Genomic DNA, 15759 nt, shown 5'->3' on the forward strand with positions numbered 1-15759 from the left:
TTATTGTTATTCGTAGAGGTTTACTGGCGCTTATCCAGCGCGACAAACGGGCGGTCTTCCGGTCCAACATAATTGGCGGAAGGACGGATAATTTTGTTGTCCTGACGTTGTTCGATAATGTGCGCCGCCCAGCCGGTGACGCGGGCGATAACAAACAGTGGTGTGAACATCTCGGTGGGAACGCCCATCATGTTGTAGGAAACAGCAGAGAACCAGTCGAGATTGGGGAACATCTTTTTGCTCTCCCACATCACCGTTTCCAGGCGATCGGCGATGTTGTACATCTTCAGCGAGCCGCCTTCCTGCGAGAGCTGCTTCGCCACACGTTTAATCACCTGGTGGCGCGGGTCAGCGATGGTGTAAACCGGATGACCAAAACCAATGACCACTTCTTTGTTTTCCACGCGCTTGCGGATATCTGCTTCGGCTTCGTCCGGCGTTTCGTAGCGTTGCTGGATCTCCAGCGACACTTCATTCGCCCCGCCGTGTTTTGGCCCGCGCAGTGCGCCAATCGCGCCAATAATCGCGGAATACATATCAGAGCCGGTGCCCGCAATCACCCGACTGGTAAAGGTGGAGGCGTTAAACTCGTGTTCGGCGTACAGCACCAGCGAGATATGCATCGCCTTTTCCCAGCTTTGCGATGGCTTTTCGCCGTGCAGCAGATGCAGGAAGTGACCGCCGATGGAGTCGTCATCGGTTTCCGGTTGGATGCGTTCGCCGTTGTGGCTGTAGTGATACCAATAAAGGAGAATCGAGCTAAGCGACGCCAGCAGTTTGTCGGCAATATCCCGCGCGCCAGAGACGGTATGCCCCTCTTTTTCTGGCAGCGTGCAGCCGAGCGCGGAAACACCGGTGCGCATAACATCCATCGGGTGTGACGCCGCCGGTAAGGCTTCCAGCACGGTACGCACGTTAGCCGGTAAACCACGCAGGGCTTTCAGTTTCGTTTTGTAAGCGGCGAGTTCGTCACGGGTCGGCAGTTTGCCGTGGATCAGCAGATGAGCCACTTCTTCAAATTCGCAATGTTCCGCCAGATCAAGAATATCGTAGCCACGGTAATGCAGGTCATTGCCACTTTTACCCACGGTGCAGAGCGCCGTATTGCCCGCCGGAACGCCGGAAAGTGCCACCGATTTTTTCGGTTTAATGACATGGGTACTGTTTTGCAGGATCGTTGTGTCGCTCATATTGTCCTCGTCATTTGTAGGGTCGAGATATTTTTCGTTGTGTTTTATTTCACCTGGCTACGGGCAAACAGGTCGTCGAGCTTCTCTTCGTACTGGTAGTAGTTGATGCTTTCGTACAGTTCGTTGCGGGTCTGCATGGTGTCGATGACGCTTTTCTGCGTGCCTTCCTGGCGCAGGACGTTGTAGACATGTTCAGCGGCGCGGTTCATGGCGCGGAACGCTGAAAGCGGGTACAGCGCCATTGCGACATGGGCGCTGCGTAATTCGTCGGTGGTAAACAGCGGCGTGGCACCAAATTCGGTAATGTTGGCGAGGATTGGCACCTGAACCGCATCGGCAAACTGGCGGTACATGGCGAGTTCGGTAATCGCCTCCGGGAACAACATCTCGGCACCCGCTTCAACATAGGCCTGTGCACGCTCGATCGCCGCATCCAGCCCCTCTACCGCCAGCGCATCGGTGCGCGCCATGATCACAAAATCAGGATCGGTTTTCGCATCCACCGCCGCGCGGATCCGATCCACCATCTCCTCTTTCGAGACGATCGCTTTGTTCGGGCGATGACCGCAGCGTTTCGCACCAACCTGATCTTCAATATGCAATCCTGCCGCACCGGCTTTAATCATCGATTTCACCGTACGCGCCACGTTAAAGGCCGAAGAACCAAAACCGATATCCGCATCCACCAGCAGCGGCAGCGAACAAACGTCGGTGATACGGCGAATGTCGGTCAGCACATCATCAAGGGTAGAAATACCGAGATCGGGCAGCCCCAGCGAACCTGCCGCCACGCCACCGCCGGAGAGATAAATTGCCTGATATCCGGCACGCTGCGCCAACAGCGCATGATTAGCGTTGATGGTGCCAACAATCTGCAATGGATTTTCTTTAGACAGTGCAGCGCGAAACGCTTTACCTGGAGAGTGTAGAGACATAGCCCATCCTTTGTTATCAACTTGTTACTTGCGTTGATAAAGACAAAGCAAGGGGTGTGCCACAATTAACTGAATAAAATTAAATGTTTAATTTCAATTTGTTATAAATAAAGTCATGAACTAATCCGCAAATATGCGTTTCAGTTAACGTTTCAGGCAATGTTTCACCGCGTTTCATTGCAACAATTATGAAACAAGACTAAACCCAATATTCGGTTTCTTAACTTTGCGGTGCGCTATGGCACATCCACCACGGCTTAATGACGACAAACCGGTTATCTGGACGGTATCTGTAACGCGCCTGTTCGAGCTGTTTCGCGATATCAGCCTCGAGTTTGATCACCTGGCGAACATTACCCCTATCCAGCTTGGCTTTGAAAAAGCAGTGACCTATATCCGCAAGAAACTGGCAAACGAACGCTGCGACGCCGTCATCGCCGCTGGCTCTAACGGCGCGTACCTGAAAAGCCGCCTGTCAGTGCCAGTTATTTTGATTAAACCGAGCGGCTACGATGTGTTACAGGCACTGGCAAAAGCCGGAAAGCTCACCTCTTCTATCGGCGTTGTCACTTATCAGGAAACTATTCCGGCACTGGTGGCGTTTCAAAAAACCTTTAATTTGCGCCTCGATCAACGTAGCTACATTACCGAAGAAGACGCCCGCGGGCAGATTAACGAGCTCAAAGCTAACGGCACCGAAGCGGTGGTCGGTGCGGGGCTGATTACCGATCTGGCAGAAGAAGCCGGAATGACCGGAATTTTTATCTATTCCGCCGTCACCGTGCGCCAGGCGTTCAGCGATGCGCTGGATATGACGCGCATGTCGTTACGCCATAACACTCACGATGCCACCCGCAACGCCCTGAGAACTCGTTACGTGCTGGGCGATATGCTCGGTCAATCACCACAGATGGAACAAGTACGGCAGACTATTTTGCTGTATGCCCGCTCCAGTGCGGCGGTGTTGATTGAAGGGGAAACGGGGACGGGCAAAGAGCTGGCGGCCCAGGCGATTCATCGGGAATATTTTGCCCGCCACGATGCGCGACAGGGCAAAAAGTCGCATCCGTTTGTTGCCGTCAACTGCGGGGCGATAGCCGAATCGCTGCTGGAAGCGGAGCTGTTTGGCTATGAGGAAGGGGCGTTTACCGGCTCGCGACGCGGAGGTCGCGCCGGGCTGTTCGAAATTGCCCACGGCGGTACGCTGTTTCTGGATGAGATTGGCGAAATGCCGCTACCTTTGCAGACTCGCCTGTTACGGGTGCTGGAAGAAAAAGAGGTTACTCGCGTCGGCGGGCATCAGCCTGTTCCGGTGGATGTGCGGGTCATTAGCGCCACTCACTGCAATCTGGAAGAAGATATGCGGCAAGGGCAGTTTCGCCGTGATCTGTTTTATCGGCTGAGTATTTTGCGTCTGCAATTGCCACCACTGCGCGAGCGGGTGGCGGATATTCTTCCGCTGGCGGAAAGCTTTTTGAAAGTGTCTCTGGCGGCGCTCTCCGCCCCGTTTTCTGCCGCATTACGCCAGGGATTACAGGCAAGCGAAACCGTGCTGGTGCACTACGACTGGCCAGGCAATATTCGTGAACTGCGCAATATGATGGAACGACTGGCGCTGTTTTTAAGTGTGGAACCGACGCCGGATTTAACGCCGCAGTTTATGCAACTGCTACTGCCGGAGCTGGCGCGCGAGTCTGCGAAAATTCCCGCTCCACGCTTACTGACACCACAACAGGCACTGGAGAAATTTAAAGGCGATAAAACAGCAGCGGCGAATTATTTAGGCATAAGCCGGACGACGTTCTGGCGGCGGCTGAAAAACTGAACTGCCGAATGCAGCGCGAACGCTTTATCCGGCATAAATTTCAATAGATGATGATCACCGATAAATTTACGCATCGGGGATGTTTACATAGGTTTCAGAATTACTTCTTCTTATAAATATTTGCCGTGCCGTGGATCTTATTGTCAGTTTGACCAGAGGTCAGTACCAACACATCAGCCCCTTTTTCATCCGCTTTTTTGATCAAATCCTCTTTCGCATCTGCGGTCGACATTTCATTACTGGTTGAAATATCACCTATTTTTTCATACTGCGATTCAACTTTTTCAAATTCCGCTTTGGTCATCAATTCAGCGGCATAGACATTGGTAACGGCAAACGCTAACGCACCGACTAACATTTTAGAGATTATTTTCATATTACGGCTCCAGAGTTGTTATCACACTATCACCCACCCACATTATTGGGTTGATTAATAATTAGTTCAGTCAGGGCATAAACGCCAGTAACCGGAAATAAGACACTTTGTGATCTCTTTCGCACCCGATTATTTTTGGTAGAAATATGATGAAGTTACTTCACTTATTTATGGATGAAATCACTATGGATCCTTTGCACGCCGTTTACCTGACCGTAGGACTGTTCGTGATTACTTTTTTTAATCCGGGAGCCAATCTCTTTGTGGTAGTACAAACCAGCCTGGCTTCCGGTCGACGCGCAGGTGTGCTGACCGGGCTGGGGGTGGCGCTGGGCGATGCATTTTATTCCGGGTTGGGTTTGTTTGGTCTTGCAACACTAATTACGCAGTGTGAGGAGATTTTTTCGCTTATCAGAATCGTCGGCGGCGCTTATCTCTTATGGTTTGCGTGGTGCAGCATGCGCCGCCAGTCAACACCGCAAATGAGCACACTACAACAACCGATTAGCGCCCCCTGGTATGTCTTTTTTCGCCGCGGATTAATTACCGATCTCTCTAACCCGCAAACCGTTTTATTTTTTATTAGTATTTTCTCAGTAACATTAAATGCCGAAACACCAACATGGGCACGTTTAATGGCCTGGGCGGGGATTGTGCTCGCATCAATTATCTGGCGAGTTTTTCTTAGTCAGGCGTTTTCTTTGCCCGCTGTGCGTCGTGCTTATGGGCGTATGCAACGCGTTGCCAGTCGGGTTATTGGTGCAATTATTGGTGTATTCGCGCTACGCCTGATTTACGAAGGGGTGACGCAGCGGTGAGCAGATAATTTACTCTCTACGTAATCAACCTGATTTGCCGAATCCCGGCCATCGGCGATGATAGCCCCCGTAATGCGTGGTCCTTATTTCCGATAAGTTTACTTGAGTCTTTAGCTTCCCATTTCAGCCCACTCTCCCCTGTGTGGGCTTTTTTCATTGGTCTGCCCCGTCCTGAATAGCCAAACAATGGCAATGTTCCACTTTGCAGGGATGATAATAAGGGGATCTGATTCAGAAGAGTTTTGAAAAGTTGGACCGCCATCGAGGCCTCGAACCCCGTACCATACAACAATCCTGGTTGTCGTCTGCTCTTCCTGATGAGCTAATGGCGGTTTTTGATATGAGCCTTACAGCATATTTTCTGTCAGGCTTGAGTGCGATGCGTAAGGTACAGAAAAGACCCCACACAAACATGATGGAATTATGATTTTTTTCATATGAATGTCAACCCACACATTCACAAAACATCTGCATGAGATCATTTTTTATACACCGCATAGCTGCGAAACCACTGCTGGTGCTTTTTTAAGCGAAGCGTCGCCGATCACAACAAAATATCGGCGAAAAAGGCGGTGGAATGCCATTTGGCATACGGATATACAGATGAAATGATTACCTGCTTTGCGATTCACTCTCTGGTGGAATAACAACTTGCAGGTGGAACCCTTTCTGAACTAAAGAGTGTAGCGGATTTTAACGTGCTTATTTACAGGATAATATCTGTCACCTAATTCCTGCACTCTATTCGATATCCATTCATTTAATCGTGCGTCATCTCTGTATGTTTTTACGTCCAGAACAGAGAGCAATAACATCACCAGTGATTCAGGAAAAACAGGGTGGATATTTTTTAAGTGTAATAATAATCCATGCGCAAGCGCCTGCTTAATGGGCGCGTCTGTCTCCGGAATAGACGACATTTCGCGAAGCCATTTTTCCACACGCATACACTCTTTCCCTTTAGGGAAAATTCTCAGCAAAGGCATATGGTGTTCAAGAAGAATGCATTTGCAATCTGTTCGCACTGAATCGATAAACTGCACTAATTTCTTAAGCCCGGTAAAGCGTCCAGCCTGCACATTTGCTTTAATATCAAGAAACGCATCATCCTGGTCATATACCCAAACTGTCCCTTTTTGATTTTCAAGTATGCGAAAAACAAACTTAACCGGGTGATCAGGGTAATCCATCCAGTCATAAAATCCTGGGAAATCATTAAACTGCACATTTATGGTGAGTGCGTTATCGTCTGACCACTCACAGTCTCGTACGGCAGCCATGAGATGAATGAGTTTGTCGTCATCGACTAAATCATCACGACAATCATAAGGATAATCATAATATTGTTTAATCAAAACCTTGAATATATCGACACAGGAAACCAGGGAGCTTTTGATATCCTCTGGTAACTGATTGTTTTTAACCGTATTAAGTATGCTTTGTTGCGTATATGGCATCAAATTATTGTGCGGAGCTTTTAATGATATCATCGCGATCTCTCTTAAATAAAAATAAACGTCGCAGATAATAAAGCGCTGATTAAACCAGGCACTATCAGAAATCGCTCATAACTAACGTGTGAAGTATTGTGTACTGGAGGGAGTTAATTTAACAATTTGAATTTACGTTATAGGTTTTACTGCTACTTTGATATTATTTCGCTCTCCTTAACTAAAAAGTTAAGTGGAGAGCGAAGTTAATATGTTAAACCACAGCGTATTTATTAATTTTTTCAGTCTGTTAGTGTGCGATTATCGATAACAAAACGATATTTCACATCACCACGCAGCATTCGCTCATAGGCTTCATTAATTTGATCGGCCCGAATCATCTCTATATCAGCCACGATGCCATGTTCGGCGCAAAAATCGAGCATCTCCTGAGTTTCTGGAATGCCGCCAATCATAGAACCGGCTATCGCACGGCGTTTCATGATCAGGTTGAAAACTTCCGGCGATTTATGCGGTGTCGCAGGCGCACCAACCAGCGTCATGGTGCCATCACGCTTCAGCAAGGTGGTAAAATCGTCGAGATTATGTGGCGCAGCTACTGTATTCAAAATGAAATCGAAACTCTTCACATGAGCCGCCATCTCATCGGCATTGCGTGAGTTAACAACTTCATCGGCCCCCAGGGCTTTTGCCGCTTCGCGTTTTGCCTCAGAAGTGGTAAATGCCACCACATGCGCCCCCATCGCGTGGGCCAGCTTGATCCCCATATGTCCCAGACCGCCGATGCCGACCACGCCCACTTTTTTACCCGGCCCGGCCTGCCAGTGACGTAGCGGCGAATACGTGGTGATCCCTGCACACAACAAAGGAGCCACCGCCGCCAGCTGCTCTTGCGGGTGACGAATACGCAGAACATATCGCTCATGAACGACGATCTGTTGTGAGTAGCCGCCCAGAGTATGGCCCGGTTCGTCCGGCGTCGGCGAGTTATAGGTGCCGGTCATGTGATCACAGTAGTTTTCCAGCCCGTCTTCACACTCTTCGCAATGTTTACAACTGTCGACAATGCAGCCGACACCGACCAGATCGCCCGGCGCATGTTTTTCTACCTGATCACCAACGGCTACCACACGCCCCACAATTTCATGACCCGGTACGCAGGGGTAAACCGTCCCCGCCCACTCGGAACGGACCTGGTGGAGATCGGAATGGCAGACGCCACAGTAAGCGATTTCGATTTTGACATCATTCGGTCCCGGTTCACGCCGTGTGATATCCATCGGTTCAAGTGGTTGTTTAGCGGAATATGCACCAACAGCTTTGATCTTCATTGTGTTTACTCCTGATTAGCTATGTGTATTTGGCGATGCCTGATATGTCATCGCGGCAAAACGCGTCCATTGAATATAGCCAATATTTAAACCACCCGATCCAGCCCCAACATGCCGCGAACCTGAATGAAACAGAGCAGCAACGTTCCCCATAAGGCCATCGTCAGGTAGGGGCTTATACCGAGAATATTGAAGCCGCTTTCAATAATTTGCAGAAGAAACAGCGCCAGCACCATACCAATTATCCGCCCGCTGCCGCCGTCCGGATTAACCCCACCGAGTACTGCCGCGAGGATTGACACCAGCAAGTACGATTCGCCATAAGAGGCCTTAGCCGAGTTGAGTTTCGACATCATCAAAAATGCCGCTACCGCACAAAGCAAGGCGGAAATGACATAAACCCAAATCAGCACCCGACGAGTGTTAATGCCGGAGTAAAGTGTTGCTCGTTCGTTAGACCCAATCAGGTAAATGGCTTTACCGAGCGGCGTTTTCTCCAGCAATATCCATAGCCCCAGTGCCACTGCGGCAAACAACCACATCGGTAGCGGAATACCGAACCATTGCGCATGATTCAACCACAGCACCCATGAGGGATAATTGGCAATGGCGCTACCACCTGTCACCAGAATATTTATCCCTTTGAGCAACGTCATCATCCCAAGCGTTGCAAGAATTGGCGACACTCGAATACCAGCAATCAATACGCCGTTACATAAACCGATTATCACCGCCGCGCCAGCGCCCGCCAGTAACGTAGCGACAACCGTAGCAATACCCGGTGGATACTGAGTCGCCACCCACGCCATCACCAGTGAACAGGCGTTAGCAGTGGCTATAATTGACAAGTTAATGCCACCGCAAAGCATGGTCACCGCCATAGCCAACGCCAGAATGCCCAGCACGGGCATTTGCGAAGCGACGGACTGGAAATTACTTATCGACCAGAAAATCTCCGGCATAGTAATGCTGAACGCGGCAACAGTTAGCACCAGCAGGCCGATCAAGTAAAACTCAACGTTATTACGCCACGATTTTTTCATAGCAGACTCCGGTTCTGATGCTGACTCCACGCCGTGGCACTAATGCTGGCAACGATGATGATGCCGGTGATCAATGTTTGCCAGTAAGACGAGACTCCCAATAAATTTAGCCCGTTTTGCATCACTGCCAACAACACCACGCCGAGCAAAGTACCGGTTAACGTGCCGCGCCCGCCGAGCAAACTAGTGCCGCCAAGCACCACCGCAGCCAGTACTGTCAGCTCATAACCCAGAAGAGAATCGGGGGCGACAGTCATCACCGTCCACGACTGCACTACACCCGCAGCGCCAGACATCAATCCCATATAGCCGTAGACGAAAAGTTGCAGTTTCAGCACGCTAAAGCCGATGCGACTGGCTGATTCGCGGTTCCCGCCAAGGGCATAAATTTTGCGCCCTACACTGGTGAAATTCATGATAAACGCTGTCAGCAGCACCACCGTAATCATGGCGATCAGCGGCAGACCAAGGCCATAGTCATAGCCATCAGCATCGGTGTACTTGAACAACATAACCCCCTGCTCAAACCACGGCGGAAAGTCGTACAGCCACACACCTTTACTCAACCATAACAGCAGGCCATAGAAAATATTCAGCGTCGAGATAGTGATGATGATAGAAGGCACCCGTAGGCGATTAACCAGTAAGGCGTTAATTAAGCCAAGTAAAATGCCGATGCAGCCCGCCAGTGCAAACGCGACAGCGAAGTTGCCACCAATTTTTTGCAGCAACAGCACCATGCCGTATTGCGCAATGATGGTCATTGCTGGAAACGAAATATCAATTCCACCGGAAATCAACACCACAAACAAACCACAGGCGAGAATAGTCAACATGGCATAGTTATTGGCGAGATCGTACAAATTACCGAATGTCAGAAACTCGTCGCTGCGCCAGGCAAGGCCAACAAACAGCACCACAATCAGTAATGCCAGCCAGAATTCATGGCGTTTTTTCAGTTCAGCCATTTACCACCTCCGCAATCCTGGCCTGAGAACTGCTGTCAGGCAGGAAGCTATGGGTGATCTGACCTTTTTGCATTACCAAAATCCGGTGGCTTTGATACCACGCTTCTTCAATTTCATCGCAGATCATCAATACCGCAATGCCATGAGCCGCCAGATCGCTGATAATGCCGTATATTCCTGCTTTGTTGGCGATATCAACACCGACTGTCGGGCTATCGAGAATCAACAGTCGTGGCCCAATCGCCAGCCATTTGGCGATCGATACTCGCTGCGCGTTACCACCAGAAAGCGTATTCACCGGAAGATGAGGATCAGAGACTTTGATGGTCAATGCCTTGATTAGCCTGTCCACCAGGTCACGAACTTTAGTTTCACTCAGAAAGCCGAAGCGATCTTTTACCTTGTGAAAAACAGTGCTAATGATGTTGTCTTCAATAGATTGCGCCATCACCAAACCGCGCGACATGCGATCTTCCGAAACATAACCAATACCGTGGCGGATAGCGTCCTGGTTACTATGCAGTGTAACCGGCTGGCCGTTGATGAGGATCTCGCCAGCATCCGGTCGGGTCATACCAAACAGACTCAGACATAATTCCGTGCGCCCCGCACCAAGCAGGCCAACAATCGATACCACTTCGCCCGCTTCCACCCGCAAGTTAATATTTAGATATTCCCCATGACGACTTAAATTACGCACCTCAAGCACCGGGGTGCTGGATTTTCCCTGCCACAACTCTCGCACCTGATATTCGAACTCCTGGCCGGTCATCAGGAAACCGAGTTGTTTTGTGGTCATCTCTGCAGCCGGAAAAGTCCCGACCAGCTCACCATCTTTCAGCACTGAAATACGGTCGGAAACTTCCATCACTTCTTCCAGACGATGACTGACGAAGACCACGCAGATCCCGCGTTCCCGCAATTGATGCACCACCTGTAATAACCCTTGCACTTCCTGATGGGTCAGCGAAGCGGTTGGTTCATCCATCACGATCAACCGTGCGTCCTGCGCCAGTGCACGGCAAATTGCTACCAGCTGACAGCGGGCAATTGAAAGCTCAGAAACGAGCGTATCCAGTGGCAATGTGACGTTAATACTGGTCATTGCCGCCTGCGCCACCTCACGCAGACGACGGCGGTTAACAAACAGACCGTGGTGATAGTGATTCACGGCGATATTCTCCCAGACACTCAGGTTAGGAAATAAAGAGAGGTCCTGATAAATCACCTGAATCCCCTGCGCCACCGAAGCGGCGGGTGTCAGCTTTGACCAGTTTTTCCCACCAAGCGTAATTTCCGCTCCCTCATCCGGGCGATAAACACCGGACATAATTTTAATCAACGTCGATTTACCACAGCCGTTTTGCCCGGCAAGGCAGTGCACTTCACCCGACATAAAGTCGAGAGAAACATCGCGCAGCGCTCGCGTGGCATGAAACGTTTTGTTGATATGACGAAGGGAAAGGAAGGTTTCCATAACATCCCCTGGCAATAAGAATCGGGGCTTTCGCCCCGAAGAAATGGATTAATAAAGTGAGTCGATATTGTCTTTGTTGACCAGTAATACCTTATGGAAACGGATAATTCGCTTATCCATATCTACGTCGGCCTTACCCAGATTCTGCATTTCTAATCCAGGTTTGATCTCTTCACCCTTCAGCAACGTGCTGGCGACGGCTGCGAGTGCGTAACCTGCAGAGGCCGGATCGTAAGTAATCCCTTCGGTGATATCACCACTTTTAATCAGTGATGCCGCCTGTGAAGGGATCATCATGCCATAGACTGCGACTTTATTTTTCGCCCGTTTCTCTTTCACCGCACGTCCCGCGCCAATCGGACCGTTTGAACCAAAGGAGACAACCGCTTTCAAGTCAGGATAGGTTTTCATCAGGTCCAGTGTGGTACGACGTGAGTCATCCACACTCTCGGCAACCGGCATGCGGCGGGTAACTTCATGCATATCCGGGTAATGCTCTTTCTGGTATTTCACCAGCAAGTCAGCCCATAAGTTATGCTGCGGCACGGTCAAACTACCCACGTAAATCACATAGCCGCCCTTGCCCCCCATGCGTTTCGCCATATGCTCAACATATTCAGCGGCAAATTTTTCGTTATCAATGATTTCGATATCCCAGTTAGCACTTGGCTGACCGGGGGATTCGTTGGTCAGAACCACAATTCCGGCATCTCGCGCTTTTTTGAATACCGGTTCCAGCACGTTGGCATCGTTTGGCACGATAGTAATTGCATTAACCTTACGGGCGATTAAATCCTCAATAATTTTAACTTGTTGCGGAGCATCAGTACTTGAAGGCCCCACCTGTGACGCATTAACACCAAAGGCGTTACCCGCCTCAACCACACCTTCGCCCATGCGATTAAACCACGGCATACCATCGACTTTAGAGATATTCACCACGACTTTTTCCGCTGCCTGGAGCGGCGCAGAAATTAGCGCAGCGCCTAATAACAGCGAAGACACCATATTGATAACAAAACGTTTATTCATCATTTCAGCCTCATTGCAGGGTAGTCAGGAAGTGTTCGCCCAAATTAGCGCGCTGGAGAGAATAAGAATTTTCGAATATTTTTATGCAGAATAAACAGCCCTATTTCAGGCAGCTATTAAAAATATGGTTATAAATATGGACAAAACGGGCAGCAACAATAAGTGTGACATTCATCACGTAAAAAAATAGCAAAATAAACAAAATTAGCAATATTTTATGTGTGTGAGTTTATTTCGCGTAGATAAATAGTTATCTACACAACGTCAATAAGGGCATATTCTTCAAATATAACGTCCATTTCTGGTGAATAGCTTCCTTCTGCCTGGAAAAAACGACGGTGTTCATTACGCCAATATTCAAGACTGAGGTCACCTTCACCTTCCTTACGGGCAAGCTCCACGGTGACATCAGAAAAGCGCAGTAAATGCAGGCCAATCACTCTGATAACACATACAGGCTCACCACGGCTATTTTCTACAATCTTATACTCACCAATCATCGGAAATGCGTTGTCTTCAATACATCCCGCCAGCGAACCACAGGAAGCTGTTTTAACACCAGTCGCAATCAACGTTGCGAGGTGATCGGCCAACGCTGCTGAATCGCCAAAAGTACAAAAGGAAGCATGGGGATATTTTTGTGAGAATTTTTCTTTTATGGTCATGGCAATATTTTTGCGATTACGGAAAAACAAATCACATCTTAATTACTGTTGGTAACCATCAGCAAGAGTATCATTGGTTTTTCGATACTGAATCTTTTTTATCCGAAGCAGGTCACATTTATGGCCTGATAAATACCTTTGTTAAAACTCACTTTTGTGTATTTCTCTCAAATAATCCCCTGGAAATTATGCCGCGAGATTATAAAGTTCAGGATCATTCATTAGCAAACCATTCCCGCCCCACTCCCTGGGGCTTAAATCTCTTACAATTCACCGTTGCAGGCGTTTCAAATGCGCATCAACCTGCCACACTCCCCCACACCAGTTGCCCTTTATGGAACGTTGCGGTTCTCGGCGAGATACGCGCCACCGCCTCGGCGGAACAGGAGGCGTCCACCAGCACAAAGCTGGCATCATCCTGCGCTTTTGGCCATACACGCTCGCCTTTTTCATTCAGCGGCAATACATCGCCAGTGGCTAGAAACAGCGAACGGGAGAGGTTCTGTTCGTTAGGACGAATATAGAGCTGCGCGTAGAGATTGGCTTTTTCCAGCATGTCGCCCAGACCATAAGGCGACCAGTGGTCGATAACGCTGTCAGTGCCAGTCATCACTTTTACGCCTTTGTCGTGCAACTGTTTGAGCGGCATATGCAGCGTGCCAATCGGCACCGTCGAGGCGATAGAAATTTGCTGCGCCGCCATCCGATTCGCCAGCGCATCGACCTGTTGTTCGTTGAGCGTAGCCAGCGCAAAGGCGTGGCTGATGGTCAGCTTACCTTTCAGTTGCGGCGTTTTCTCTACCGTTTCAACCATATAATTGATGGCTGCCACGCCCGACGGAGTGGTTTCGTGCAGGTGAATATCGACACCTTTGTCGTAGTCCAGCGCAATCTGAAACATGGTGTCGAGGGATTTTTCCATCGCGCCATCGACACTGGTCGGGTCCAGCCCGCCGACGTAATGCGCACCCGCCTGCATCGCTTCGCGCATTAAGGGTTCCGATTTCGACAGCAGCAAACCGTGCTGCGGGAAGGCGACGATTTCACACTCGAAGCCCGCCTGACGTCGCGCCAGCACCGCCTGCAAATTCTGCAGATTTTTCAGGCCGGAAACCGGTTCGATATTGCAGTGGCTGCGGGCAATGGTGGTGCCTTTCGACTGCAATAGATCGATCAGTTTTTCTGCCCGTTCCTGCGTGTACGGTTGCAGTTCCGGCAGCATTTTCTGCTCAAGCTTGATCATGTCCTGGATAGTGGTGCCTGCCGGACGATTGAGCGAGCGCCACGGCCCGCCGTAGAAGGTTTTGTCGAGATGAATATGCATGTCGCGAGTGGTGGGTAGCATCAACTTACCGCCAGCGTCATAGTGCGGCAGCGTGGCGTCCGGATGCTGCTTGTTCTCGCGCAGGGCGACAATTTTGCCGTCCTGAATCTCCACGGTCTGGCGCGCCGTGCGGGTCTGCACCGCCACACCGTTTTCGTAGTCAAAACCGGTTTCCAGCAGCACGTTATCGAGATAGTAATGCGGGTCAGTGATTTTCATGGTGTTGTTCGCTTCGCAGTTTAGGGTGCCAGCTACCGCCGCATGGGCGAGCGGCACAGAGGTACCAAACAGCGCGGCGGCGGTGACCATCTTACCGCTCTGGCTCAGAAATTCACGGCGGCTATTGCTTTCTTTCATCCTACGTCCTTACGTTTTAATAATATGGGTGCCCGTTTCACCGCGCAGCGCCGCAGGCAGGCATTCCGGCGTGGTGATAATCACTTCTTTGCCGCCCTGCTCCAGGAACGTCAGGCTGGCGATGATTTTTGGCAACATGCTGCCGGGCGGAAAATGCCCTTCCTGCATATAGCGAGTCATGGTGGCAATATCCACCCGATCCAGCGCCTGCTGCTGCGGTTTACCAAAGTGGATACAGACTTTTTCGACGCCGGTGGTGATCACCAGAATGTCGGCGTGAATTTCACGGGCCAGCAGCGCGGTAGAGAGATCTTTGTCAATAACCGCGTCCACGCTTTGGTAATCCCCCGCTTCAGTACGCACTACCGGAATTCCACCGCCGCCCGCGCCAATTACGACAAAACCTTGTTGGATCAGCGCCTTAATGGCGGGTGCTTCGACAATACGTTTCGGTTCCGGCGAGGCGACCACGCGGCGATAGCCCCGTCCGGCATCTTCAACAAAACACCAGTCAGGGTTTGCCTTTTGTAGTTTGTCACGCTGGCTTTCACTGAAGAATGCACCAATGGGCTTGGTGGGATGGGCAAAACCTGGATCGTTTTTATCCACTTCCACCTGAGTTACCACGGTGACGGCTTTTTTCTCGCCGTGACGCGCCAGCCGGTTATTCAGCGCCTGTTGGATCAGATAGCCGATGCCGCCCTGCGTATCTGCCACACAGTTCGCCAGCGGCGTTAAGGGCAGCCCTTCGCGCTCGTGGGCAATCTCCGCACGGCGTAAATCCAGCCCGACCTGCGGCCCGTTACCGTGGGTCAGCACAATGTCGTAATCGGAAGCCAGCATTTCCAGCACCGTATCGGCCACGGCTTTCACCGCCTCCGCCTGATGTTCAATCGACTGGCTGGCGTTATCTTTGATAATGCTGTTGCCACCAATGGCAACGACCACAAGCTCTTTCATGTTGTTA

15 protein-coding genes are annotated in these 15759 nt (G+C 50.3%); 2 read left to right on the forward strand and 13 right to left on the reverse strand.

The window, feature by feature from the left end:
• Positions 1-20: 20 nt before the first annotated feature.
• Together prpC and prpB are read right to left on the reverse strand one after the other, a co-directional pair.
• Complete coding sequence (gene prpC / locus HGD79_RS10195; protein WP_001285908.1) at positions 21-1190, reverse strand: 2-methylcitrate synthase; 1170 nt, start codon at positions 1188-1190, stop codon at positions 21-23.
• Positions 1191-1234: 44 nt separating this feature from the next.
• Positions 1235-2125: a methylisocitrate lyase gene (gene prpB, locus HGD79_RS10200; RefSeq protein ID WP_000052173.1), complete on the reverse strand. Its 891-nt coding sequence runs from the start codon at positions 2123-2125 to the stop codon at positions 1235-1237.
• A gap of 238 nt (positions 2126-2363) precedes the next feature.
• Between prpB and prpR the strand changes: the two genes are divergently transcribed.
• Entirely contained in the window at positions 2364-3950 is a 1587-nt protein-coding gene (prpR, locus tag HGD79_RS10205) for a propionate catabolism operon regulatory protein PrpR (RefSeq protein ID WP_000941076.1), read from the forward strand.
• A gap of 100 nt (positions 3951-4050) precedes the next feature.
• On the opposite strand, the gene yahO is transcribed toward prpR, so the two are convergent.
• Positions 4051-4326: a DUF1471 family periplasmic protein YahO gene (gene yahO / locus HGD79_RS10210; protein ID WP_000691953.1), complete on the reverse strand. Its 276-nt coding sequence runs from the start codon at positions 4324-4326 to the stop codon at positions 4051-4053.
• 146 nt (positions 4327-4472) lie between these two features.
• Between yahO and HGD79_RS10215 the strand changes: the two genes are divergently transcribed.
• Positions 4473-5144 (forward strand): LysE family transporter, encoded by a 672-nt coding sequence (locus HGD79_RS10215; protein ID WP_000976975.1) that lies wholly within the window; start codon positions 4473-4475, stop codon positions 5142-5144.
• 16 nt (positions 5145-5160) lie between these two features.
• Here the strand turns inward: HGD79_RS10215 and yahM are convergent, their stop codons facing one another.
• The 10 genes from yahM to HGD79_RS10265 form a co-directional block, all read right to left on the reverse strand.
• Complete coding sequence (yahM, locus tag HGD79_RS10220; RefSeq protein ID WP_000290608.1) at positions 5161-5406, reverse strand: protein YahM; 246 nt, start codon at positions 5404-5406, stop codon at positions 5161-5163.
• 412 nt (positions 5407-5818) lie between these two features.
• Complete coding sequence (yahL, locus tag HGD79_RS10225; protein ID WP_001299540.1) at positions 5819-6634, reverse strand: protein YahL; 816 nt, start codon at positions 6632-6634, stop codon at positions 5819-5821.
• Positions 6635-6876: 242 nt separating this feature from the next.
• Positions 6877-7926, reverse strand: coding sequence for an NADPH-dependent aldehyde reductase YahK (gene yahK / locus HGD79_RS10230; RefSeq protein WP_000692744.1), 1050 nt, complete (start codon positions 7924-7926; stop codon positions 6877-6879).
• A gap of 86 nt (positions 7927-8012) precedes the next feature.
• On the reverse strand, positions 8013-8969 hold the full coding sequence (locus HGD79_RS10235; RefSeq protein WP_000750340.1) for an ABC transporter permease: 957 nt from the start codon (positions 8967-8969) through the stop codon (positions 8013-8015).
• A complete protein-coding gene (locus HGD79_RS10240; RefSeq protein WP_000818900.1) occupies positions 8966-9937 on the reverse strand; it encodes an ABC transporter permease in 972 nt (323 codons plus the stop codon). The genes HGD79_RS10235 and HGD79_RS10240 overlap by 4 nt, the downstream gene beginning before the upstream one ends.
• Positions 9930-11414, reverse strand: a complete 1485-nt coding sequence (locus HGD79_RS10245) for a sugar ABC transporter ATP-binding protein (protein WP_000447335.1) — start codon at positions 11412-11414, stop codon at positions 9930-9932. The genes HGD79_RS10240 and HGD79_RS10245 overlap by 8 nt, the downstream gene beginning before the upstream one ends.
• A 48-nt stretch (positions 11415-11462) precedes the next feature.
• Positions 11463-12446, reverse strand: a complete 984-nt coding sequence (locus tag HGD79_RS10250) for an autoinducer 2 ABC transporter substrate-binding protein (RefSeq protein WP_001042114.1) — start codon at positions 12444-12446, stop codon at positions 11463-11465.
• A gap of 254 nt (positions 12447-12700) precedes the next feature.
• Complete coding sequence (locus HGD79_RS10255; RefSeq protein ID WP_001325907.1) at positions 12701-13111, reverse strand: ASCH domain-containing protein; 411 nt, start codon at positions 13109-13111, stop codon at positions 12701-12703.
• A 298-nt stretch (positions 13112-13409) separates the two neighbouring features.
• On the reverse strand, positions 13410-14792 hold the full coding sequence (locus tag HGD79_RS10260; RefSeq protein ID WP_000665131.1) for an amidohydrolase family protein: 1383 nt from the start codon (positions 14790-14792) through the stop codon (positions 13410-13412).
• A gap of 9 nt (positions 14793-14801) precedes the next feature.
• On the reverse strand, positions 14802-15752 hold the full coding sequence (locus HGD79_RS10265; protein WP_000661649.1) for a carbamate kinase family protein: 951 nt from the start codon (positions 15750-15752) through the stop codon (positions 14802-14804).
• Positions 15753-15759 lie beyond the last annotated feature (7 nt).

Source organism: Escherichia sp. SCLE84, from assembly GCF_012584495.1.
GTDB lineage: Bacteria > Pseudomonadota > Gammaproteobacteria > Enterobacterales > Enterobacteriaceae > ECMA0423.